The 23,590-nt window shown below is 63.5% G+C and carries 21 protein-coding genes; 13 read left to right on the top strand and 8 right to left on the bottom strand.

The features are described 5' to 3' along the window. Window positions 1-13: 13 nt before the first annotated feature. The 3 genes from EN885_RS30210 to EN885_RS34435 are packed head-to-tail and all read right to left on the bottom strand — an operon-like array spanning window position 14 to window position 5,752. Window positions 14-3,295, bottom strand: a complete 3,282-nt coding sequence (locus EN885_RS30210) for an error-prone DNA polymerase (protein ID WP_095484823.1) — start codon at window positions 3,293-3,295, stop codon at window positions 14-16. Next, the gene (locus EN885_RS30205; protein WP_128243422.1) at window positions 3,292-4,767 is read right to left on the bottom strand and encodes a DUF6504 family protein; all 1,476 of its coding nucleotides are present in this window, start codon (window positions 4,765-4,767) and stop codon (window positions 3,292-3,294) included. The genes EN885_RS30210 and EN885_RS30205 overlap by 4 nt, the downstream gene beginning before the upstream one ends. Further along, window positions 4,709-5,752 carry a hypothetical protein gene (locus EN885_RS34435; RefSeq protein WP_095484825.1) on the bottom strand — a complete coding sequence of 348 codons (1,044 nt, stop codon included), beginning with the start codon at window positions 5,750-5,752 and terminating at the stop codon, window positions 4,709-4,711. Before EN885_RS34435 ends, EN885_RS30205 begins: the two co-directional genes overlap by 59 nt. 174 nt (window positions 5,753-5,926) lie before the next feature. Between EN885_RS34435 and EN885_RS30195 the strand changes: the two genes are divergently transcribed. Beyond that, window positions 5,927-6,349, top strand: a complete 423-nt coding sequence (locus EN885_RS30195) for a metallopeptidase family protein (RefSeq protein WP_095485111.1) — start codon at window positions 5,927-5,929, stop codon at window positions 6,347-6,349. Window positions 6,350-6,409: 60 nt separating this feature from the next. On the opposite strand, the gene EN885_RS30190 is transcribed toward EN885_RS30195, so the two are convergent. Next, entirely contained in the window at window positions 6,410-7,615 is a 1,206-nt protein-coding gene (locus EN885_RS30190; RefSeq protein WP_158302545.1) for a pilus assembly protein TadG-related protein, read from the bottom strand. On the opposite strand from EN885_RS30190, the gene EN885_RS33725 reads away from it, so the two are divergent. Then, a complete protein-coding gene (locus EN885_RS33725; protein ID WP_158302546.1) occupies window positions 7,614-7,793 on the top strand; it encodes a hypothetical protein in 180 nt (59 codons plus the stop codon). The two genes, EN885_RS30190 and EN885_RS33725, sit on opposite strands and share 2 nt — an antisense overlap. Window positions 7,794-8,121: 328 nt before the next feature. Here EN885_RS33725 and EN885_RS30185 read toward each other — a convergent pair whose 3' ends face one another. Together EN885_RS30185 and EN885_RS30180 are read right to left on the bottom strand one after the other, a co-directional pair. Next, window positions 8,122-8,328 (bottom strand): DUF1737 domain-containing protein, encoded by a 207-nt coding sequence (locus EN885_RS30185; protein WP_095484827.1) that lies wholly within the window; start codon window positions 8,326-8,328, stop codon window positions 8,122-8,124. Window positions 8,329-8,354: 26 nt separating this feature from the next. Continuing rightward, window positions 8,355-9,236, bottom strand: coding sequence for a CoA ester lyase (locus EN885_RS30180; RefSeq protein ID WP_164897543.1), 882 nt, complete (start codon window positions 9,234-9,236; stop codon window positions 8,355-8,357). Between the two features lie 293 nt (window positions 9,237-9,529). On the opposite strand from EN885_RS30180, the gene EN885_RS30175 reads away from it, so the two are divergent. The 4 genes from EN885_RS30175 (at window position 9,530) to EN885_RS30160 (ending at window position 14,586) form a co-directional block, all read left to right on the top strand. Further along, window positions 9,530-11,083: a DUF4173 domain-containing protein gene (locus EN885_RS30175; protein WP_128243421.1), complete on the top strand. Its 1,554-nt coding sequence runs from the start codon at window positions 9,530-9,532 to the stop codon at window positions 11,081-11,083. Window positions 11,084-11,086: 3 nt separating this feature from the next. After that, window positions 11,087-11,782 carry a response regulator transcription factor gene (locus EN885_RS30170; protein WP_095484830.1) on the top strand — a complete coding sequence of 232 codons (696 nt, stop codon included), beginning with the start codon at window positions 11,087-11,089 and terminating at the stop codon, window positions 11,780-11,782. Next, window positions 11,770-13,356, top strand: coding sequence for a HAMP domain-containing sensor histidine kinase (locus tag EN885_RS30165; protein WP_095484831.1), 1,587 nt, complete (start codon window positions 11,770-11,772; stop codon window positions 13,354-13,356). The genes EN885_RS30170 and EN885_RS30165 overlap by 13 nt, the downstream gene beginning before the upstream one ends. A gap of 63 nt (window positions 13,357-13,419) precedes the next feature. Beyond that, window positions 13,420-14,586, top strand: a complete 1,167-nt coding sequence (locus tag EN885_RS30160) for an FAD-binding oxidoreductase (protein ID WP_095484832.1) — start codon at window positions 13,420-13,422, stop codon at window positions 14,584-14,586. A gap of 108 nt (window positions 14,587-14,694) precedes the next feature. Here the strand turns inward: EN885_RS30160 and EN885_RS30155 are convergent, their stop codons facing one another. Continuing rightward, window positions 14,695-15,120 (bottom strand): GNAT family N-acetyltransferase, encoded by a 426-nt coding sequence (locus tag EN885_RS30155; RefSeq protein WP_095484833.1) that lies wholly within the window; start codon window positions 15,118-15,120, stop codon window positions 14,695-14,697. A 161-nt stretch (window positions 15,121-15,281) separates the two neighbouring features. Between EN885_RS30155 and leuD the strand changes: the two genes are divergently transcribed. Beyond that, on the top strand, window positions 15,282-15,887 hold the full coding sequence (gene leuD / locus EN885_RS30150) for a 3-isopropylmalate dehydratase small subunit (protein WP_095484834.1): 606 nt from the start codon (window positions 15,282-15,284) through the stop codon (window positions 15,885-15,887). Window positions 15,888-15,948: 61 nt separating this feature from the next. Continuing rightward, entirely contained in the window at window positions 15,949-16,881 is a 933-nt protein-coding gene (locus tag EN885_RS30145; protein WP_095484835.1) for a hypothetical protein, read from the top strand. A gap of 115 nt (window positions 16,882-16,996) precedes the next feature. Here the strand turns inward: EN885_RS30145 and EN885_RS30140 are convergent, their stop codons facing one another. Then, the gene (locus tag EN885_RS30140) at window positions 16,997-17,791 is read right to left on the bottom strand and encodes a lytic transglycosylase domain-containing protein (RefSeq protein WP_095484836.1); all 795 of its coding nucleotides are present in this window, start codon (window positions 17,789-17,791) and stop codon (window positions 16,997-16,999) included. A gap of 263 nt (window positions 17,792-18,054) precedes the next feature. Here EN885_RS30140 and EN885_RS30135 point away from each other — a divergent pair, with 263 nt between their 5' ends. From EN885_RS30135 to EN885_RS30115, 5 genes are all read left to right on the top strand, one after another. Beyond that, window positions 18,055-19,302 (top strand): NAD(P)/FAD-dependent oxidoreductase, encoded by a 1,248-nt coding sequence (locus EN885_RS30135; RefSeq protein WP_095484837.1) that lies wholly within the window; start codon window positions 18,055-18,057, stop codon window positions 19,300-19,302. A 100-nt stretch (window positions 19,303-19,402) separates the two neighbouring features. Beyond that, on the top strand, window positions 19,403-20,500 hold the full coding sequence (locus EN885_RS30130) for a putative zinc-binding metallopeptidase (protein ID WP_128243420.1): 1,098 nt from the start codon (window positions 19,403-19,405) through the stop codon (window positions 20,498-20,500). A 63-nt stretch (window positions 20,501-20,563) separates the two neighbouring features. Continuing rightward, window positions 20,564-21,163 (top strand): DUF1236 domain-containing protein, encoded by a 600-nt coding sequence (locus EN885_RS30125; RefSeq protein WP_095484839.1) that lies wholly within the window; start codon window positions 20,564-20,566, stop codon window positions 21,161-21,163. A gap of 193 nt (window positions 21,164-21,356) precedes the next feature. Beyond that, complete coding sequence (locus tag EN885_RS30120; protein ID WP_128243419.1) at window positions 21,357-22,301, top strand: type II CAAX endopeptidase family protein; 945 nt, start codon at window positions 21,357-21,359, stop codon at window positions 22,299-22,301. 67 nt (window positions 22,302-22,368) lie between these two features. Next, window positions 22,369-23,310, top strand: a complete 942-nt coding sequence (locus tag EN885_RS30115; RefSeq protein ID WP_128243418.1) for a glycosyltransferase — start codon at window positions 22,369-22,371, stop codon at window positions 23,308-23,310. Window positions 23,311-23,590 lie beyond the last annotated feature (280 nt).

Genomic DNA, 23,590 nt, shown 5'->3' with positions numbered 1-23,590 from the left:
GCACCGGTATCCCCTATTGAAAATTGCGCCCCTTGGGCATGACCTTTTCTGCCTTCCCCGATAGCGCCGCGATATCCTGCCGGTCGTTTTGCACGACAGGTACATCGGGCCTCTCCTCCAAAAGCACGGACAGCCAGGGCGTCAGATCCTCGACCTTTTCGGCGACGATATGGATGACGTTCGATTCCGACTGCAGTTTGCCGGTGATACGGACCAGCCGCGCCCCCATGACAATGGGCCGGTAGCGATTGAAGGTTCTTTCCCAGAAGATGACGTTGGCGACCGCCTGCTCGTCTTCCAGCGTCAGGAAAATCGCTTTGCCAGTGCCTGGGCGCTGCCGCACGAGCACCAGGCCGGCGACGGAGACCCGCCTGCCATCCGGCACGGAGGGGAGGCGCGCATTGGGCGTGACGCCGGAACGATCCAGCCGCTGGCGCAGAAAGGCAAGCGGATGCGCCTTCAGCGACAGGCCGAGCGAACGGTAGTCGTGGACGACGTGCTCGCCGAGCGGCATTGTCGGGAGCCTGGTTTCGGGTTCAAGGTCGCGCAAACGGACCGCCGGCCGGTCGAACAGCGGCAGGGTCTCGGCGGCACTCCTGCCGTCGAGGGCGCGGACCGCCCACAGGGCGTCGCGGCGGTCGAGACCAAGCGAACGGAAAGCGTCGGCTTGCGCCAGTTTCTCGATCTCATCGACATAGAGGCCTGAACGCAGCCAGACATCGCGAACGGATGCGTAGCCATCGCTGCGTCTGGCGACAAACACCTCCATGCGCTCCTTCGACAGACCTTTGACTTGGCGGAAACCCAGCCGGACGGCATGATTGGTCCGGATGACGCCACGCATCTGGGCATGGCGTTCGAGGATGCGGGCCTGATCGAAAGGCTCCTCCTCCAGCGCGCAATCCCAACCGGAAAAATTGACGTCGACGTCGCGGATTTCGACGCCATGATCGCGCGCGTCGCGAACAAGCTGAGCCGGCTGATAAAATCCCATCGGCTGGGAGTTCAGGATCGCGGCGCAGAACACGTCGGGATAGAAGGTCTTGAACCAGCACGAGGCATAGACCAACAGGGCGAAGGAAGCGGCATGGCTTTCGGGAAAGCCGTATTCGCCGAATCCCTCGATCTGCTTGAAGCAGCGCTCGGCGAAGTCTCTCTCGTAGCCCCGCAAAACCATGCCGTCGACCATCCGCTTGCGATAATTGCCGATCGTGCCGGTGCGCTTGAAAGTGGCCATGGCGCGGCGCAATTCATCGGCCTCGCCTGGCCTGAAGCCGCCGGCGACGATGGCGATCTTCATCGCCTGTTCCTGGAACAGTGGCACGCCAAGCGTCCTGCCGAGTATCTCTTCCAGTTCCGGCCTGGGATATTCAGGTTTTTCCTTGCCTTGCCGGCGGCGCAGATAGGGATGGACCATGTCGCCCTGGATCGGGCCCGGCCGCACGATCGCCACTTCGATGACGAGGTCATAGAATGTTCTCGGCCTGAGACGCGGCAGCATCGACATCTGGGCGCGGGATTCGATCTGGAAGACGCCGAGCGTGTCGGCGCGGCAGATCATGTCGTAGACATGTTTGTCCTCGGCAGGGAGGGTGGCCAGCACATAGGGTCGGCCATACGGATCCCGCGCATCATCATAATGGTCTTCCAAGAGCTTGAAGGCGCGCTGCAGGCAGGTCAGCATGCCGAGCGCCAACACGTCGACTTTAAGGATTTTCACCGCGTCGAGATCGTCCTTGTCCCACTCGACCATCTTGCGCTCGTCCATCGCCGTTTTGATGATGGGCACGATCTCGTCGAGCCGGTCCCTGGTGATGACGAAGCCGCCGACATGCTGCGACAGATGACGGGGAAAGCCCATGATCTCGTTGGCGCATTCGATCACATGCCTTGTCGATGGATCGGTCTGGTCGAGGCCGCCGGCCCTGGTCTCCTTTTCGCCGAGCTCCGAGGTCGACCAACCCCAGATCGAACTGGACAGCGCGCTCCTGATATCGTCCGACAGGCCCATCGCCTTGGCCACTTCGCGCATCGCCGACCGGCCCCGGTAGCTGACGACGGCCGCGGCAAGTGCGGTGCGCTTGGCGCTGTATCTCGAGTAGATGTACTGGATGACCTCTTCGCGCTTTTCATGCTCGAAATCGACATCGATGTCAGGTGGCTCGTTTCTTTCCTCGGAAATGAAACGCTCGAAAAGCGAGTCGATCCGCTCGGGGCCCACTTCGGTGATGCCGATGCAATAACAGACCACCGAGTTGGCCGCGGAGCCGCGCCCCTGGCAGAGTATGCCCTGGCTGCGGGCGAATTTGACGATGTCGTAGACGGTCAGAAAATAGCGCGCGTAATTCAGGCGCTCGATCAAAGCGAGCTCTTCCTGGATGCGCTTTGTCACATCGGAGGGAACGCCTGAAGGGTACCGTATCGCCGCTCCCTCTCGAGCCAGCCTTTCCAGTTCGGCCTGTGGCCCGAGGCCCGATTCCGTCGGTTCGTCGGGATAGTTGTATTGGAGGTCACTGAGAGAGAAGCTCAATTCGCCGGCAAAGCGCAGCGTTTCCGCCAGTGCCTGCGGATGTCTGCGGAAAAGCCGGGCCACCTCCATTGGCGGCTTCAAATGGCGCTCGGCATTGGCCGCCAGTTCCAGCCCCGCTTCGGCAACAGGCACGTTGAGGCGGATCGCCGTCAGCACGTCCTGCAACCGGCGTCGTTCGGACGTATGGTAAAGAACGTCGTTGGTCGCCATCAGCGGAATGCCCGATGCCTCAGCCATGGAAGCTGCCTGCTCGATGCGGAAGCGGTCGTTGCCGTGATAATCCGGCGAAACGGCAAGCCGCAAAGCCTTGCCAAAACGATCCTTGAGCCGACTAATCATTTTAAGATCATCTGGCGCCGACAGATCCGGCAGGATCGCCAGCGACATGAGATCGCCCCATTCGAAAAGGTCGTCGCGATAGAGAAGCGGTGCGCCCTTTTCGCTTTCGTCGCGCATATTGGCTTGCGTCAGCATGCGGCAGAGATGGCCCCAGCCCTTGCGGTCCTGCGGATAGGCGAGAACGTCGGGCGTGCCGTCGCAAAAAACCAGGCGGCAGCCGGGATGATAGGAAAGGCCTTCCACCTTGGCCTGCTGCCAGGCGCGCACGACACCGGCCACCGTGTTGCGGTCGGCAAGCCCGATCGACGAGAATCCCAAAAACTTTGCCGCGACCACCAGCTCCTCCGGTTTCGAGGCGCCGCGCAGGAACGAGAAATTCGACTGGATGCCGAATTCGGCATAGGGAACGGCCGCCAGCGCGTTCATGCGAAGACCCCATGCATGAACCAGCGCGGCGGGACTTGAGAGGCGCCGTAGAGACCCTGGCGGTAGAGCCAGTAACGGCGGCCGTCGCTATCCTCGATGCGGAAATAATCCCGGGTCGGCGCGTCTTCCTGCCCCGCCGCCTCCCGCCACCATTCCGGGGCGATGCGTTCCGGCCCTTCGGCGCGCGCGACCCGATACAGCGCGCGCCGCCAGCGGAAGTTCATGGGCGGTCCCTCAGGCATTTCGGTGGCCGGGACCTCGATCGGTTCGGGCGAACGGAACAGCCGGATGGGGCGTTCCGGCCGGAAGCCAGGCTTAGTGTCTTGTATCTTGTCCGGCTTCTTCGGCGGAGAGACCCTTTGCGGCGCCTCCGCGAAGGGAAGCGTGGCGACGGCGCGCTCGGGCAGATGGCTCTCGACGGCAACCGGTTTCAAAACCGCGCTGTCGCCGAGCCGGGCGCGGATGCGATCGGCGAAAAGGGCAATATCGGCGCCGTCATCGCGCGTCTCGCCGGCGAGATCGGCCTGCTGCATGTCGAAGGCGGCGGCCGACAGGACGGAGAGGCGCACGAGATCGAAGCCATAGCCGGCATCGATGTCCTGTTCGAGCGCGGCTAGCCTTTCGTGAAATAATTTTTGGATCAGCAGCGGCTCGCGCAGCGGCCGCGACGTGCCGACGGCGATCCGGCTGACGGCCCCGTCGACGCGGAAGAGCAGCAGCGCCAGCCTTCTTGCGCCTTCGCCGTGGCGCTCGAGATCCACCTTCAAAGTCGTCGCCAGCATTTTCACCAGCCGCTCTATTTCGTCGGTCAGCATGATGGGTTCTGCGAGGTGGCGTTCGACCGAAAGCGGCGCGACCGGCAGGCGCGGCGACACCGCCTCGTCGAGGCGGCCGAGCGCCTGGTCGAGACGCAAAAGCAGCGAGACACCGAAGCGGCGGGCGAGCGGCGCGCGCGGGGCTGCCATGACGGCGCCCGCCGTGCGCAGGCCCACGCTTTCCAGGCTGGCGCGGATATCAGGCTCGATGCGCAGCGCCGCCAGCGGCAAGGGTGCGAGAAGCGCCTCCTCCTCGCCACCGGGGACGATGCGGTCACTGGCAAACCGCGCTGCCGCCCAGGCAGCACCTGGCGTGGCAGCAAGGCCGGCGCGGACATCAAAACCCTGATAGAAAAAGCGCGACAGGATGTCGTCGAGCATCGAGCGTTCGCCGCCGAAAAGATGGGTGCAGCCGGTGACGTCGAGGAACAGGCCATCGGCTGCGTCGAGCGCCACCAGCGGGGTGTAGCGGTCGCACCAGTCGGCAAGACTTTCGAGCAGGCGGCGGTCGGCCTCGGGATCGGCTTCCACCACGTCGATCGACGGATGCATGGCGCGCGCGTCGGCTATGCCCATGCCGCGCTTCAGGTGAAGCGCCTCAGCCCGCTCGTCGAGGGCGGCGATGCGCTGCGCGTTCGCTTGGCGATGGCTGATCACCAGCGGCAGGTGATCCGACGGCCGGGAACGCCAGGACCGCCCCAGACGCTGCCGCAGGACCCTTTCCGCGGCGAGGTGCGGGAACCACAGGGACAGAATTCGCTGCCCTTCTTTCCTCGCCCCGTCTTTCTTCGAAACTGTGTTCATCGGGGTTCCACTCCAGTGTGAATTGTCCTGGCAAGGCCGTGCGGCTCTTGCCGATGCTGACGGTGAAGGCGGGACGGCCGATCGAGCCGGCAAGTGGCCCGGCGATCGTCTGGCGGGATGCCGACGGCGCCGCCGACAGGATGAGGCGAACGGGTGCCGCCGTAGGCTCTGCCTCGCCGGCCTGGCGCAGCAGGAAGACCGGCCGGCCGGCATTCTGCGCCCGGGCGTGCAGCCGCCGCGTCGCGGTGAGATCCAGCCGCTGCGGGCTGCCGCGGATTTCGAGGATGACGGCGGCGAGCGCCGTCATCCGGGCGGCCTCCTCGGCGATCCACAGCGCGTCGAGGAGTTTTGGCGCTTCGGAAAACAGCAATTGCTCCGGCTCGATGCCGAAAACGGCGTGAAGCCCTCTGGCATAGGGGAAGCCCGCCTCCCGGAAGATTTCCGCGGTGCCGATCCACAGGACCGGCAATCGCGGCCCCTGTTTGAGAATCAGGCTGACGAGCGACAGGGCGAAGCCGGCGACGGCCCCGGCATCACGGGTCGCGGCGCCATGGATCTCGCTCAGCGCCGCCTTCGGCAGGCCGCCGCTGAGCGCGGTATCGAGACCCTCGGCGCCGGTGCGCAGAAACGCATCGGGCGGCGCCACGGCGAGGCCGCGGCGGACGATTGTTAGACCCTGGGGTGTGACATCCGCTGTTGGATTCTGGGGTGTGACATCCGCATCAACGGGGGCTGCGCCGGCCGGCGCCTCCAGGCGCTCGGGCAGCGTTCCCTCGATCTTCGCGATCTGGCGGCGCAGGGCAAAAACAGTCTCCCGCGCCACGGCGCTTGTCGCCATGACGGTCAGCTTCCACTCACAATTGTTCCTGTTATGTTCTAATAGATTCCAGAGGGCGCCCGAAGAGTCAAGCGGAGTCATGGGGAATTTATTCCTGTCCGCGTGTGGACGGCAACCCGGCCATTTGCCGATTTCGGCTCGAAAGCCTATATGCCGGGATCAGAAGGACAAAGCATGGCCCGCATCTACAAGACCCGTGTCTGGCACGACCAGCTTTCGCCATCGATGGAGGAAATGGAGTTCCTGGCGCTGGAGGCTTACGCCCATCTGCCGGAGGAATTTCGCAAGCTGACCGGCGAGATCGTCATCCAGATCGCCGAATTCCCGACCGACGAGATCATGGACGATCTGTCGCTAGAAACGCCCTTCGACCTGCTCGGCCTGTTCGAGGGGCGCGGGATCGCCGAACGCTGGAATCCGCAGACCGGCGAGGGGCCGAACCGCGTCACGCTCTACCGCCGCGCCATTCTCGACTACTGGGCCGAGAACGAAGAGACGCTGGGCGACATCGTCACCCATGTGCTGATCCACGAGATCGGCCATCATTTCGGCCTGTCGGACGATGATATGGAGCGGATCGAAGAGGCGGCGGAGTAACGGCCCACGCTTCGTCGCCGCTATCCTGCTCCGGTTCGGCGTCATTTGCGCCGGCGCGCATCACTGTGAGAGATAGATCTTCGCCGACTGGCCGGCGATGCCGCTGAATTTCCAGTTGGCGGAGTTGATGATCATGGTGTTCACGACCATCGAGATCTTGCTGGAGGTGATGTTCGTGGTCGAGTTGTAGGTGACGTCCCGGTTGGGCAGATAGATGATCCCAGTCAGAGACTCGCCGTTCGAGCCGTTGAACACATACTGGCGCTTGTTGGCGTTGTTGGCGGGATCGCTCGTCTTTTCTAACATCAGGATATCCTTGTAGGCACCGCTGCTCGGGGCCGAGGCCGTGATTGTGAGGGCGCCGTTGGCCTGGATCATGCTGTCGGTATCCGGGAAGTAGAAGGTGACGCCTTCGGCGATGACCTTGGCGCCGGAATTGATGATCATCGGTCCCTTGATGATATGAAGGCCCGGATTGAACGTGATGGTAGGGCTGCCATTGAAGTTCACCCAGCAGTGCAGTCCCGGGTTCAAGGTCTGCGTCTGTCCGTCACGCGCGCCGGATGTGGTGCAGGCCGAGGGAACGGCGGGCTCAGGAATGGCGCCGGCATAGGGATCCGCCGTGACGGCGCATGCCGTCTCCAGCTTGGACAGCGTACCGCCGTTCTTGATGTATTTCGTGCCCTTCACGCAGAGCTTGCTGATGTTCATGGTGACGCCGGCATTCATGATGAAGGCCGGGTCCCTGGTAGAATGAACGTCGATCACGCAGGACTCGGCATCCACGTTGGCGCCACTATTGAGCAGCAGCGCCTGCGGGTTATTCGCAAGGACGATGATGCAAGGGACGGCCGACGTGGCCATCTTGACGGCGGACGTGACGCGAACGTTGACGGTCGGGTCGCCCAAGACAAACGGGAACAAGCGCGGGTAGCTGTAGGTCGCGCTGCCCGAGAGCGTACTGTTGTCCAGCTTGATGGACATGTTGGCCTTCAGGTCCGGGTCGGCCGCGAAATCCGGGCTGCCGGCGATGAACCCGCTGAACAGGGACGTCGCCGTGGCCTCGGCGGAGGTGGCGCCCTGCGCCGCGCCCCCCAGCAGGGCGGCGTCAAGAAGGGCCTGCAACTCATTCTTTTCGCGGAGGACGTTGGTATAGTCGATCGCAAACCCGATCGCCCCGACCAACGGCAGCAGGCTCAGCGCCATGACGATGGAAAGGTTCGCGGCGCGGGAATGGACAAAACGACCATAGCAGGATGTCGCCATGGCGCTGACGATCCGGGCCAGTGCCGACCGCAATTCGAACCTCAACCTCATGGCAATCCACCCCTCAAATGCGCGCCCATCGGCGTTCATAGCCGCGAAATTATTTCGATTCGGTTTCGGAATCGTAGCATTTGATGCCGGGCCTTCCGCCGTCAGGGAAACCCGGGGACAGTTTTAAAACTGTTCACTTAGCAAGCTGACATGGGATCAGCTTCTGTCGGAGACGCCTTTCGGTGATTGGTCGCCCTCGGCAACACGACTAATAGCACCGCGAGGGAAACAATGGACAGCTACGCCGGCCCGTCATAGAGCTTGCTTCGCCTTTCGCGGCCGACAGCGATGCGACGACTAGCATTGGAAAGTGCGCCAGACTTGCATTTTTGGCGCTGATCGGGTCGTGCGCGCCGCCGTTGGCTGCCGTTCCGGCTTTCGCCAAGAACTGTTCACTCGGACAGCAGGATAAGCTTGTTTTACTAGGATGACGAAGGACGAGCGATGTCAGCGCCCTACCAGTCGCTGAGCTTGGTGTCGGGCCCGTATTCCTGGCCCTCGATATCCTTCACCACGGCCTGGCCGCAGCGCATGGCCTTGGCCTCCTGGTCGTAGGAATAGGTCGGTGAGCCGAACAGGTGCCAGCCCTTGTTCAGCGCCGCGGTTACCTTGTGGCAGAAGCTGGAATCGTCCGGAGCGGACAGAAAGCGGTAGAGTTTCATTTTTCATTCCTGTCGTGAGTTGCCAATCATGCCCCGATGGCGGCCGCCTTCGCCAGCAGTTTTTCGGCCTGTGTCAGATGCAGCCGCTCGACCATCTTTCCATTCAGCGCAATCACTTGGCTGCCGGCATTTTCGGCAAGCGCGAAGGCCTCTTTCACCGAGCGCGCCTCGGCCACCGCCTCGGCAGATGGCGCAAAGGCCCGGTTCGCCGCCTCGATCTGAGCCGGGTGGATCAGCGACTTGCCGTCAAACCCCATGGCGGCTGCCTCCCCGCATTCGCGCGCAAAAGCGTCCAGGTCGCGAAAATCATTGAAGACACCATCGAGCAGGTCAAGGCCACCGGCGCGCGCCGCGAGCACCATCTGCATCAGCCACGGTGTGAGATAGCGCCGGTCGGGCGTGGCGAGAATGCCGGTTTCCTTGACCAGATCGTTCGTTCCGGCAACGAAACAGACCAGCCGCGAGGCCGGATCGCGGCCAAGCTCGGCAATCGGTCCGATGTTGAGCAGTGCCTTGGGCGTTTCGATCATCGCCCATAGTTTCACCGCGTCCGGTGCGAAATTGTCGTCGAGGACGTCGCCGGGTTCGAGGACATCGCGCGGTGTGTCGACCTTGGGCAGCAGGATGGCGTCGGGCTCGCAGCGTGCCGCAGCCAGCAAATCGTCGGCGCCCCATTCGCTGGAAAGCGCATTGATGCGCACGACCATCTCGCAGCGGCGGCTGGGGCGATCGGCGAAGATGCCGGCCAGTTTTTCGCGCGCGGAAACCTTGTCGGCCGGGGCGACGGCATCTTCGAGGTCGATGATGACGGCATCGCAGGCCAGCGACGGAAGCTTGGCCAGTGCCTTGTCGTTCGAAGCCGGGACGTAGAGCACCGAGCGGCGCGGGCGGTAGGTTTCGGTCGTCATACCAGATCTATGCCGCCTGCGGCCGGTCGAGGCAAGCCGTCTTGGCCTGCACAAAAACTGCATAAAACTCCCGAAAATCTCCTCGCATCCCGCCTCGCTGCCCGCATTTCGGCCGGCGAAAAGGGCGGCATGCAAGAGCAAACAAATTCCCGTTGGTCGCTGCCTTACCGGCTCCGTAGCGAAGATTGGTGGCTCGTCGATCCACCCGGCACTTCGGCGACCCTCTTCCCCTTCATCCCCAAATCTCTGCCCAGATATGCCGGCCGGATCAAAGCCGCTGAGAAAGTCCGATCATGACATCGTTGCTCACGGCCGCGCCGAGCTATTGCGCGCGCTTCGGCGTTGCGGTCCTGCTTGCCGCGCTGGCCGATTTCTTCTTCTACGGCCAGCCCGTCGGCATCACGCTTTTCCTGTTTGGCATTACGCTTGCCGCCGCAGCCGCGGCCATCCAGCCTTCGGCGCTCAGCGCCCGCGGCCTGTGGCTCGGACTTGCCGCCTTGCTTGTGGCGCTGCTGCCGCTCATTGAAAATGTCAGCGCGCTGTCTGTCGCGATCGGGCTGGCGGCGATGGCCGTCGTTGCGCTTTCGCTGGTCGGCCGGCTGCGGCACGGGCTTGCCCGCATTGCCGGCCAGGTCGCGCTCTTCCTGCTCGCGGCACCATTGCGGTTCGTCCACGATTTCCTTCGCTGGCGCAAGGCGGCGCGGCGGCTTGGCCGGCGGCGCATCCGCTTTGCGGCGATCGCCGTCTGGGTCATGCCGTTGACGTTGGGTGCCGTGTTTCTCGCGCTGTTCGGCGCCGCCAATCCGGTTGTCGAATACTGGCTGTCGCTGATCGATCTCCTCGCACTGCTCGAGTTCATCCAGCTGCCGCGGTTGGCCTTCTGGTTGTTGGTGCTTGCCGGTGTCTGGGCCTTTTTGCGTCCGCGCCTGCCGCGCGTTCTCCGTCGCATTCCGCGTGTGGTGTTGCCTGTGCCTGTCGGCCGGGTGACGACGACAAAACCCGTCACGGCAATCGAGGACATCATCTTCGGCAAGGCCGCCATTCTTCGCGCGCTGGTCGTCTTCAACATCCTGTTTGCGATGCAGACCGCGCTCGACGCCACCTATCTGTGGGGCGGCATCGCCCTTCCCGACGGGCTGACCTACGCCGCCTATGCGCATCGCGGCGCCTATCCATTGATCGTCACGGCGCTGCTCGCCGCCGGCTTCGTCCTGGCAGCGCTGCGGCCGGGCAGCACGACCTCCGGCGATCCGCTCATCCGCCGGCTGGTCTATATCTGGGTGGCGCAGAACATCATGCTGGTCGTCTCGTCGATCCTGCGGCTCGACCTCTATATCGGGGTCTATGCGCTGACCTACTGGCGCATCGCCGCCTTCGCTTGGATGGGGCTGGTGGCGGCGGGCCTTGCCCTGATCATCGCCCGCATCGCGCTCGAGAAATCCAACGAATGGCTGCTTTCCGCCAATCTTCTGACGCTTTCGGTGACGCTCTATGCCTGCTGCTTCATCAACTTCGCGGCGCTGATCGCCAACTACAATGTCGAGCACTCATTCGAAATGACCGGCCAGGGCACTGAGCTCGATTTCTGGTATCTGCGTTCGCTCGGTCCCAGCGCCTGGCCGGCGCTCGATCGCTTCCTCGAGCATCAGGGCAAGACGAATGCGGCCAGCGTTTCCTCCTACCGCGAACTCGTCCGGTTGCTTGGGCAGGACGAGGCCCACTATCGCGCGCGCCAAGAAAACTGGCGCGCCTGGAGCTTTCGCGACTGGCGGCTGCTTCGCACTCTCGACACACGTATCCCGTTCGTGGTTCCTCAGGGCTCCGAACCCTTCGTGCCGGGCCGCTGATTCATGCCGCATCACATTCTGGTCGCCGACGATGATCCGCACATCCGCGAGATCATCTGCTTTGCGCTCGAAAAGGCCGGGATGAAGACGGTTGCCGTGTCCGACGGCGCCGCCGCCCTGCTGGCGATCGAGCGCCGCGCCCCCGATCTTGTCGTGCTCGATATCGGCATGCCGGAGATGGACGGGCTGGAGGTCTGCCGGCGGCTGCGGCACACATCGGACGTGCCGGTGCTGTTCCTGTCCGCGCGCGATGAAGAGATCGACCGCATCCTCGGCCTCGAAATGGGTGGCGACGACTATGTCACCAAGCCGTTCAGCCCGCGCGAGCTGGTCGCCCGCGTCAATGTCATCCTGCGACGCGCCCGTCCGACAAAGGCGGAACAGACCGACGACAGGCAGTTCTCGCATGGCAGGCTGGCTTTGGTGCCGGCCAGCCACGCCGCCAGCTTCGATGGCAGGCCGCTGGTGCTGACGGGAATCGAATTCGCGATCCTGAAAGGGTTTCTGGCGCGACCGGCGCATGTGCTCGGCCGCGACATGGTGATGGCCAATGCCTATGCAGCCAACATCCATGTCGCCGATCGCACCGTCGACAGCCATATCCGCAACATCCGCGCCAAGCTGGCGGCGGCCGGCTGCACGGACGCGATCGAGACCGTGCATGGCGTCGGCTTCCGGCTGGGCCGGTGCGGCGCGTGAGCGCCCAAAAATGGATTGGCAGCAAATGGCGGCCGCGCCTCGCCACCATCGTTGTCGCCATCCTCATCATGGTGATGGCGCTGCCGCTGGTCGGCCTGTTCTTCTTCCGGCTCTACGAGAACCAGCTGATCCGCCAGACCGAGGCCGAGCTGATCGCGCAAGGTGCCGCCCTTGCCGCCATCTATGCGCAAGAGGTCCGCGACGCCGGCATCCCGGCCGAGAAGCTCGGAGCGGCCGTGCCTGCCGCCAGTGCCAGCGATCCGAACTCTCCCTACCGGCCGATCGAGCCGCGCCTCGATCTTGCCTCTGACTCCGTTCAGCCGACCCGGCCTGTGGCCACTGCCGCCATCGTCGATCCCGCCTTCTCAGCGGTAGGGGCACGGCTGTCGGGCATTCTTGCCGAGACGCAGAAAACCACGCTTGCCGGCTTCCGGCTGCTCGACGCAAAAGGCGTCGTCATCGCCGGACGCGAAGAGGTCGGCATGTCGCTCAGCGCCGTCGAGGAGGTTCACGCAGCACTTGTCGGCCGCTACGCCAGCGCGCTCAGGCAGAGGATCTCCGACGAGCCGCCGCCATCGCTCTACTCGGTGAGCCGCGGCACGAGAGTCCGCGTTTTCGTCGCCCTGCCGGTCGCGGTCGCCGGCAAGGTCGCCGGCGTGGTCTACCTGTCGCGAACGCCGAACAACATCGTCAAGCACCTCTATGGCGAGCGCGGCAAGGTGGTGCTGGCGGCGATCGCCATCCTCGGCGGCACGCTGCTCATCGCGCTTGTCTTCCTGCGCACCGTCAGCCGGCCGATCTACGCGCTGATGGAACGCACGAAGCGCATCGCCGCAGGTGACCGCGAGGCGATCAGGCCGCTCGACCACCACGGCACAAGCGAGATGGCAGCGCTGTCCGCCGCCTTTCTCGACATGGCCGAAAAGCTGCATGCGCGCTCGGACAGCATCCAGACCTTCGCCACGCATGTCTCGCACGAGCTCAAATCGCCGCTGACGGCGATCCAGGGGGCGGCCGAGCTGCTGCGCGATTCGGGCAGCGCGATGGATGAGGCCGAGCGGCGGCGGTTCTCGAACAATATCGTCACCGATGCCGTGCGGCTCAACCTTCTGGTGCGCCGCCTGCTCGACCTGGCGCGCGCCGAAAATCTTGCCCCCAGCGGCGAAAGCACGTCGCTTGGTGGCGCACTGGCGCTGCTGCCGGCCGAAGACAGGCTGGCGGTTCGTATCGAGGCGGGCGGTGATACCGGCCTGCGCATCTCGGCCGAGAACGCGGCAATCGTGCTGGCCAATCTCATCGACAATTCGGCGCGGCATGGCGCGACGCTGGTTTCGATGACAGCGGCGAGCGCGGACGGCAAGGCAACGATCCAGGTGAGCGACGATGGCGCCGGCATTTCGCCCAGCAACCAGGCCCGCATCTTCGAGCCATTCTTCACCACGCGCCGCGATTCAGGCGGCACCGGCATGGGCCTCGGCATCGTGCTGGCCCTCCTGAAATCGCATGATGGCACGATCCGGCTGGTTGACTCCGAGCGCGGCACGCGCTTCGAGATCATCCTGCCGGTTGTATGAATTGGAGCCTGATTCCGAAAACCGGCGTTCGGGATCATGCTCTAGAACTGGAGAAGCGAAAAAGTGCGCTACGACGTCGTGATCATCGGTGGAGCCATCGTCGGCTCCTCGATTGCCTATTATCTGCGCGGGGAAGGATTTTCGGGCTCGATCGCGCTGGTCGAGCGCGACCCGCAATTCGCCCATGCGGCAACGACGCTGTCCTGCGCTTCCATTCGCCAGCAGTTTTCGATTCCCGAGAACATCCGCCTGTCTCAGTTCACGCTGAAGCTGTTCAGACGGCTGACGGAAGAATTCGGAGCCGATGCCGATATCGGCTTTCGCGAAGGCGGCTATCTCATCCTTGCCGGCGAGAACGGGCTGCCGATTCTGCGGGCCAACCACGAGGCGCAGATGGCCGAGGGCGCCGACATCGTGCTTGAGGATGCGGATGCGTTGGTGCGTCGCTTCCCATGGCTGTCGGCCGAGGGCATCACCGCCGGCGCCTATGGCCGCAGCGGCGAAGGCTGGTTCGACGCGCATGCCATGCTGATGCTGTTCCGCAAGGCGCTGCGGGGCAAAAACATCGATTTCATCACCGCTGATGTGACCGGCATCGAGCGCCAGGGCGATCGTGTCACCAGCGTCAGCCTCGGCAATGGCGAGCGGCTCGAGGCCGGCATAGTCATCGACGCCGCCGGGCCGAATGCCGGCCAGGTGGCTGATATGGCCGGGCTGGCGCTGCCGGTGGAGCCGCGCAAGCGCAATGTGTTCGTCTTCGAGGCACGCGAAAAATATGCCGACATGCCGCTGCTGGTCGATCCCTCAGGCATCTATGTCCGGCCAGAGGGCTCGGTCTACATCACCGGCGGCGCCGAACCGGAAGAGGGCGACGGTCCTGCCGATCCTGGCGATTTCGAGCCCGACTGGCCGCTGTTCGAAGAGGTGATCTGGCCGGTGCTGGCCACCCGTATTCCCGCCTTCGAGGCGATCAAGCCGACACGCGCCTGGGCCGGCCATTACGATTACAACACGCTCGACCAGAACGCGGTGATCGGCCCGCATCCTGAGGTGAAGAATTTCCTGTTCGCCAACGGTTTTTCCGGTCACGGCCTGCAGCAGGCGCCGGCCGTCGGCAAGGCGCTGGCCGAGCTGATCGTGCATGGCGGCTACCGCACGGTGGATTGCACGGCGTTTGGATACAGCCGTGTCGCCGAAGGGCGGGCTTTTCGGGAATTGAATGTGATCTAGCAAGAAGGGCGGGTGCGCCGCGACGGTCCTTTTTGCCGCTGGAGGGACAGAGGGGGGCGCGAAGGATCGCGACAGGCGATGCTGCGGTGCAGAGGCCTAGCCAGGCCGTCAACCCTCGCGGCCGAACCAGAAGGCGTCGGGCATGCGCTTCATGCCGATCCGCTCGTAGAAGCCGACGGCGTCGGGCACGGAAATCAGCGAGATGGCGACGGACGGCCCGAGCTGCCGCCGCACTTCGTCGAGCAGGCCCTTGCCGATGCCGAGCCCTTGCGCCGATTTGCAAACGGCGAGCTCGGAAATGTAGCACACCCACGAAAAATCGGTGATGCCGCGGACGAGGCCAATCAGCGGCTTGCCAGGCGCATCGAGGCGCGCCGTCAACACCATATCCGCGCTGGCAAGCATCGTCTTCAAACGGGCTTCGTCATCGATGGGCCGAGTGGCGCCGAGGCCGGATTCCACCAGCACGCGGCGGAACTCGGCAGCGTCGAGGGCTGGTTCTCTGGCGTAGAGGATTTTGGACCGCGTTGTCATGCCGGTGAAAGTGCACCATAGGGCGGCGGTTTTGAAGCTGTTTGGTGCCGATCTTGTGTTCCGGACCACGAGCGAAGACAGCTGCCTTTTATTTGCCCGCCTCTTTGTGTAAACCGGGCGCCAACACATCCCCCGCAGCGAAAAGAAGACGGGCAAAGACCATGGAAAAATTCACCAAGCTCACCGGCGTCGCCGCGCCGATGCCGATCGTCAATGTCGATACCGACATGATCATCCCCAAGGATTATCTCAAGACGATCAAGCGCACCGGGCTCGGCAGCGGACTGTTCGCCGAAATGCGCTACAAGGACGACGGTTCGGAAAACCCGGACTTCGTGCTCAACAAGCCGGCCTATCGCAAGGCGCAGATCCTGGTCGCCGGCGACAATTTCGGCTGCGGCTCCTCGCGCGAGCATGCGCCGTGGGCGCTGCTCGATTTCGGCATACGCTGCGTCATCTCGACCTCGTTCGCCGACATTTTCTACAACAACTGCTTCAAGAACGGCATCCTGCCGATCACCGTCAGCCCGGAGGATCTGGAGAAGCTGATGGACGACGCTTCGCGCGGCTCTAACGCTACGGTGTCGGTCGACTTGGAAGCCAAGGAAATCCGCGGACCGGACGGCGGCGTGGTCACGTTCGACCTCGACGACTTCAAGCGGCACTGCCTGCTCAACGGGCTCGACGACATCGGCCTGACCATGGAGAAGGCCGACGCCATCGCCTCGTTCGAGAAGAAGAACGCCGAGCTGCGTCCCTGGGCCTGAACGGTACGATGACCCCGGCTGCGGCAGGCCGGGTTTGTGGCGGCTGAACGGAGGGACAGTCATGACACGCTCGCTTCTTGCCGGCGCCTGCGCGCTGGCGTGGATTCTGACGCCGGTGGCTGGCGCGCATGCACAGACCGACATGGTGCTCGTGCCGGCTGACGATTCGTCCGGCGGGGCCGCCGACCAGGGCGCGTCGAGCAATGCGGCGCTAGCCGAAGATGACAGCCAAGCACCGGTCCCGTTCGAGGGCGGCCAGCTGACCATCACCCAGCAGGAAGAGTATGGCGAGAAGGTGCTGGCCTATGACGGCAAGCAGCTGGCGAGCAACTACGACGTCTTCTTCGACAGGATTGTCGAGGTCGGCGGCATCAACGTGGCGCTGGTCGATGTCGGCGACGGCGGCAATCAATGCGGCCCGGCCAAGGTGATCGTGTGGAAGCCGGAAGGCGGCATGATCCAGAGCATCACGGTCGAGCAGGACGAATGCGGCGCGCCGCCGGCCGCGGTGTCCGACAGCGCCATCTATTTCGTGCCTTATCTCTTGCCGGGAGCTTCGAAACCGACGCTGCAATGGTCGCCTACGGGCGGATTGTCGACCTCGGGCAATCTCACCTACATGCCGGAACCGGGCACCGGCTGGAAGGATATCGATCCGGCGAAATACGACAACATCATCGACGCCTTCCGCAATGAGGCCGTCTACAAGGCGGCTGAAAAGCTGCTCGGCAAGGACATGCCCGACATGGCGACCAGCCTGCTGGTCGGCGGCGGCACCGAGAAGACCGCCTCGGGCGGCGCCTTTTATGCCAGCGGCTGCGTGCCGCACGATTGCGGCGGCAATGACGGCTTCATGGCGGTCGATCCGGCCAACCAAAAGCTCTATTTCGCCCGCCGCGGCGACAAGCCCGAGCCGGACGCATGGCCGGCGCGGACCACGTGGCCGGCCGAGGTCATGGAAGCGATGGACAAGGCGCTCGGCTCGCCGAATTAGCTCCTCTGCTTCGCGCCGTCATCCCGGGTGCCGCCGAGCGGCGGCAGTCGTAACCTTAGAACATCAACAAAAAAGCCCGGCCATGGCCGGGCTTTCCGTCGAATAGAGATTTCTATCAATCGCCATCGATCGCCGTGGCCATGCGGGCGATGGCCTGTTGATAGACGCTCGCGGAATTCCAGCCAGCAATTGCGCCCATATTCGCCTGATAACCCGCGCCGGCCTGCCAACCATGACCCTTGAGGAAGTTGGCAGTGGAAGCCAACGCAGTGCTCTTGTCGCGCAGATTTTTGTTGCCGACTCCATACTTCAAAACGTTTCCGGGGAGGAACTGCGTGTGGCCAATCTCGCCATGAGCGGCACCGACCGACGAGGCGCTCAACGCTCCGCGATCAACCAGCTTCAGGGCTGCAACGCCATGCGGGTAAAAGAACTCCGGACGGCGGCAATCATAGGTAAGCGTTAAAATGGCAGAGACCGTATTCTGTTTGCCCATGGAGGCGCCGAAGCCAGTTTCCATACCCCAGATGGCGAGCAACACACCCGGCGGTACGCCGTAGGTCCGTTCGATCTTGTCGAACAGCGCCGCGTTCGACTTCTTCAGCGCACGGCCCTTGGCAATGATCGCGGATCCGCCACGGCGCTTCATGAAACTTTCCACCGAGCCGCTGAAAGCCTTATGAAGGGCGCGGTCGACGGCGATCGTCTTTGTTGCGTAGGTCGCGCGAGCCAGAGCGGCTAGACCCTTCGAGCCTACACCGTTGGCCCTAGCCTCCGCGGCGAAATCTGCCTTCCACGCTTCGAAGCCCGCACTCGTCTTGCCGCATTGGGCGGCCTGCGCACCTGTTGCCGCCGCAAGCATCATCAATGCTGCCGCTGCGTAAATCTTTCCCTTGGCAAGAAATGCCATGTTGCTCTCCTGGTTGCCTGGATCACGTCCCAAATACGAATTTGCCAGCGAAACGCTCGCTTGTCACTGTTGGAGCGGCGTTCGTCCACTTGGACGCAGTACGCTCTGACACTCTAATCTGCGCATCGTGCTTTCTGAAAATCGATCCTGATTTTCGGGCCGATGCGCTAAGAAGTCGTTTACGTATCCCCGCCGCAGCGCTGGCGAATGCCGGAGAACTTGCTTACGATCAAGTAATTATTGTGGCGGGGGCTGGAATATTCATGGAAGACGTTGACGTCGTGGTCATCGGCGCTGGCTCGGCGGGACTTTCCGCCGCCAAGACCCTGCGTGCAGCCGGCCTTTCTTTCAAGCTGTTCGAAGCGATGAACCGGATCGGCGGCCGCGCCTGGACCAGCGATCAGCATTTCGGCGTCCCTTTCGACATCGGCTGCGCCTGGCTGCATGCGGCCGACCGCAATCCCTACTTTCCCGAGGCGCAAGCTGCTCGCTGGACGCTTCACCATCACGACATGAATATCGATCATCTCTATTATCGCGACCGAAAGGCGAGCGAGGACGAAGAGGCCGCAATGAAGGCGGCCGATATCAGGCTGTTCGAGCTGCTGGCGGCGCATGAGGTCAGGGATGGCGACGACGACCGCCTTTCGGCGTTGCTGGCCAGGGGCCATGCGCCGCGCGCCGCCGCCACCTTCGCCGGGCCAATGGATTTCGGCGCCGACGAGGACGAGATATCGATCCGCGACTTTCAGGCCGCCGCCGATCTCGAGCCGAACTATTTCACCAAGGAGGGGTTCGGCGCATTGGTCGCCCGTTTTGGCGCCGACGTGCCGGTCGAGCTGTCGACGCCGGTGCGGAAAATCCTCTGGGATGTGCCTGGCGTCGCCTGCGTCACCGATCGCGGCACCATTCGCGCCAAGGCGGCCATCGTCACCGCCTCGCCGGCGGTGCTCGCCTTCGAGGAGATCGAATTCGCGCCGGCGCTGCCCGACACGCATTTCGCTGCCTTCTTCGACCTGCCGATGGGCATGCTGACCAAGCTGCCTGTGGAGATCAGGGGCACAAGGCTCGGGCTTGAGCCGTTCGATGACCTGCTGATCGAGCGGCTGGCCCGGCACGACATCTACTTCCTTTGCTTTCCCTTCGACCTCGACCTGATGGTCGGCTTCGTCGGCGGCGATTTCGCCTGGGAGATGTCGGCGGCGGGCGAGGCGGCAGGCGTCGACTTCGTCGTCGACCGGCTGTGCGCCATTTTCGGCGGCGACGTCAGAAAACATGTCGGGCGCGCCATGATGACCAATTGGGGCGGCGAGCGGTTCGTGCGCGGCGCCTATGCGGCGGCCCGGCCCGGCCGTTCGCGGGCGCGCGCCACGCTGATGCAGCCGGTGGCCGAAAAAATCTTCTTCGCCGGCGAGCATCTGGCCGGCCCGCTGATGCAGACCTGCGGCGGCGCCAGGCTATCGGGCGAGGCGGTGGCGAGAATGGTCGCCGCCCAGCTTGCGGCAAAATAGCATCGGCAGGAACGCCGGCCGCTGACGGGCGTTTGGGCGAAATGCCGCTCCGCACTATATCCGGGCCTGACGATCTAAGACCTGATGATTTGAGATTGGGATGAAGCTCTTCGATTGTCCGCATTGCGGGCACCGCCTCTACTTCGAGAACGCCCAGTGCCTGAACTGCGCCAGCTCCGTGCTGTACGATCCCGGGCATGCGCGCTTCGTCTTGTCCGGCACCGGCGGCGTTTTCCAGTGCACCAATGCCGACGAGTGCGCTTGCAACTGGATGGCGGAACCAGGTCATGCCTTCTGTCGCGCCTGCATGCTGAACCAGTTGATCCCGGACCTTTCGGTCGATGGCAACCGCCGTCGCTGGATCCGCGTCGAAGAGGCAAAGAAGCGGGCAATCTATTCACTGCTCGCTGCCGGACTGCCGGTCGCACCCAAGCGGAATGCCGGCGACGAGGTCGGCCTCGCCTTCGACTTCCTCGCCGATCCGATCGGCGGCGGTCCGGGTGGCGGACGTATCCTGACCGGCCATGGCAACGGCCTGATCACGCTCAATGTCGCCGAGGCGGATTCGGCCGAGCGCGAAAGACGGCGCGTCGAGATGGGCGAGAACTACCGCACTTTGCTCGGCCATTTCCGCCATGAGCTTGGCCACTACTACTGGGACCGCCTGATCCGCGACGACCCGCAACGGCTCAGCGCCTTCCGCGCATTGTTCGGCGACGACCGCGTCGATTACGAGCAGGCGCTGAAGGCCTACCATGCCAATGGTGCTGTGCCCGACTGGCAGCAGGGCCACATTTCGGCCTATGCCACGTCCCATCCCTGGGAGGACTGGGCCGAGACATGGGCGCACCATCTGCACATCACCGACACGCTGGAGATGGTGCATGCGCTGAATTTCCCGCTCGGCCGGCTGGAAACCGTGGAGGCCAACGACCTGTCGCGGGGCGACACCGGCGGCGAGCTGCAACCGGCGCCGTCGGAACCCGCCGCCGTTCCTGAACCGTTCGAAAAGATCCTGGCCCGCTGGCTGGTGCTGTCGGAAGCGTCCAACTCGATCAACCGCTGCATGGGCCTGCCGGACCTCTATCCCTTCGTCATCTCCGAGGTGACCGCACAGAAGCTGGCTTTCGTCCATGAACTCCTGACCGGTGTAGCGAAAGAAACTGGAACAAAACGTGAGCCGGCCGAGGCATTTTAGCCGGAACGCATGAGGCCTTGTTTCGTTTTCGTTCGCGAGGGATTACGAAAACGGAGCGAAATCATGAAACGCATACTGCTTCCTGCTGTCGCTGGAGCGCTTGTCGCCATGTCGGGCGCAGCCTTGGCCGATACCGCCGTCTCGGCTGTCGCCGATCTCAACGTGCGCGCCGGCCCCGGCCCGCAATACCCGGTCATCGGCACGCTCGCTGCCGGTCAGTCGGCAACCCTCGAGGGCTGCATCCAAAACAGCAAATGGTGCACCATTGCGGAGGCCAATGGCCAGGGCTGGATCTATTCCGACTACGTGACGGCCGATTTCGGCGGCAACGACGTTGTCCTGACCCGGCGCCCGGCCGACGCAGGCATCGCCATCGTCGAAGCGCCCGCCGACATGGACTATGACGATACCTATACCGGAGCGATCGTCGCTGGCGAGCCGATCGAGCCGATCAGGCGACCGCCGGCCGAGGTCCGCACCTATATTGATACGAACCGGCTCGACCCGGTCTATCTCGAGGGCGAGGTGGTTACGGGCGCGACCTTGCCCGATACCGTCGAGTTGCGCGAGATTCCGGATTACGACTACCGCTATGTCTATGTGAACGGCCAGCCGGCGCTGGTCGATCCGGGCACCCGACGCATCATGTACGTCGAGCGCTGACATAACCAAGCAACCAGCCGGCCGCCGGGCAAGAACCAACGGCGGCCGTCGCTGTCGTTTCATCCAGAGCTTCGCGCTGGAGCGGCGTGCTGCCGCTCCAGCTTTTTGAGCACCGAATTTTCCCAAAAACGGTTCCACTTTTGGGTCCGATGCTCTAGATCATGCGACCCGATGCATCAGGCAAGGAACCCGCGTGACGATCGATCCAACCGCTTTCGAGCGTTACCGGCATATTCCCAACGCCAAGACGACCCTGCCGCGCCTGCTGCTCGGAACGGCGATCGTCATCCTGTTCTGGGTCGCGACAACCGTCGCCGTGCTGTTCGGCGGCGCCTATCTTTTTGTTATCTGGCAGGCATCATCGGCCCCGATAGAAGGAGGGGCGGTGCAGAATTTCATGGCTTCACCCGCCGGAATCCTCGCCGCGCTCGCTTCCTTTGCCGGAATCTGGCTCGGCCTGTGGGTTGCCATGCGCTGGGTCCATCGCGAGCCGCTGATGGCGCTGATCGGCACCAGCCGCCGCGTTTCGCGCTCGGGATTCCTCAAGGGATTGGCCGCGGTGCTGACCACATCGCTGCTCTCCGAAATCCTGCTCTATCTCTTGCAGCCCGAGATTGCGCGCGGTGCGATCGGCCTGTCGTCCTGGCTGCTGTTCCTGATCCCGATCGCTGCGCTGACCCTGCTGCAGACCTCGTCCGAAGAAGTGCTGTTCCGCGGCTATCTCCTCAGGGGCCTGGCCAACCGGTTTAAAAACCCCTTCATCTGGGCATTGCTGCCAGGACTTCTGTTCACCTCGATGCATTGGAGCCCAAGCTCGACGGCCGCCATCAACGCCTGCGTTCTGGCCGCGATCGCCGCTTTTGCGCTGCTCCTGACGCTTGTGGTCTATGTCACCGGCAATCTCGGCGCGGCCTTCGGCGCTCATCTCGGCAACAATCTGACCGGCTTCCTGCTGATTTCGCACCAGCAAAGCTACAATTCCTTCGCCCTGTTCAACGCCAAGCCGCTCGAAGGCGCCGGCTGGACGACGCTTGATGCCGTCCTCATCGCAGCGATCGGCATCGTCTGCAGCCTGTTGACGATCCTGCTGCTGCTGCATCCGCGCTCGCCGCTGAAGGTCGAGCCGGACAGACCATGATCCCAAAAAGTGGAAACCGGTTTTTGGGTAAGATCATGGTCAAGCAAAAAACTGGCGGGCCAAGCTGATGCGCATCGCACTGGCGGTGACCGGAACCATCCCCTCCAGGGGCTATGGCGGCACCCAGCGCCAGGTCGACTGGTTGGCGTCGGAACTTGCCCGGCTTGGCCATCGTGTCGTGCTGATTGTCGATCCCGACTCGAGCCACCCGCTTTGCGAGGTGCGGCATGCGTCTTCGGAAGCGCAATGCCGGGCCGCCATCCCCGCGGACGCCGATATCGTCCACTTTCACAGCTGGTTTCTCGACGTTCCCTTCCCGACCCTCAATACCGCGCACGGCTTTTCCCCGGAAAAGCCCAGGCCGCAGCCAAACTGGAGTTTCGTCAGCGCCAGCCACGCGCGCAACCACGGCAGGAAGACCTTCGTCTACAATGGCTTTCCGACTGACACCTACCGCCTGGCCGGTTCGAAGAACGATCGCCTTCTGTTTCTCGCCGGCATCTCGCGCGCCAGCAAGAATCTGAACCGTGCGGTCGATCTCGCGAAAAAATTCGATTTTCCCCTCGATATCGCCGGTGGCTCGCGCTGGCGGCTGTTGCTACGCAGCCAGGTTCGGCGCGATGGCGTTTTCTTCAAGAGCCTGGGCAGCCGCTTTCGCTTCCATGGGGTCGTCGACGGCGACGAAAAACAGCGCCTGCTGGGCGCGGCAAAGGCCTTTCTCAACCCGATCGCCTGGGAAGAGCCGTTCGGCATGGCGCCGGTCGAGGCCATGCTGTGCGGAACGCCGGTGCTGACAACGCGGCGCGGCGCCATGCCCGAGATCGTCGACGACGACACCGGACGGTTCTTCGACAGCGATGAGGAATTTGCTGCGGCCCTCGACGCGATCGCCGGCCTTTCCCCGCAGCGCTGCCGGGACTCTGCCGTCGACCGATTTCCAATCTCCCGCACCGCAAAGGGCTATCTCGATCTCTATGCCCGGATCCTCGACGGCGAAACGCTGCCATGACCGCCCCTTTTTTCCTTCTCCCCTTGTGGGAGAAGGTGGATCGGCGCGCAGCGCCGAGACGGTTGAGGGGTGTTGGAAGGAATGAGGCGTTCGCGTTCCCTGGAACACCCCTCATCCGACCGAGCTTCGCTCGGCCACCTTCTCCCCTTGTGAGACCTTTGCACAGAAGCCGAACGGTGATTCTGTGGTGAAGGTTGGAGCAGGGAGATTCGGGATGGCGGATCGTGTTTTGGGTCAGTTGAGTCTGGCGGACGGTCTGGCGGCGTCGGATGAGACGATT

This window comes from Mesorhizobium sp. M6A.T.Cr.TU.014.01.1.1, from assembly GCF_004022765.1.
In the GTDB taxonomy this organism is placed as follows: Bacteria; Pseudomonadota; Alphaproteobacteria; order Rhizobiales; family Rhizobiaceae; genus Mesorhizobium; species Mesorhizobium mediterraneum.
This window is presented reverse-complemented; position numbering and strand designations above follow the sequence as displayed.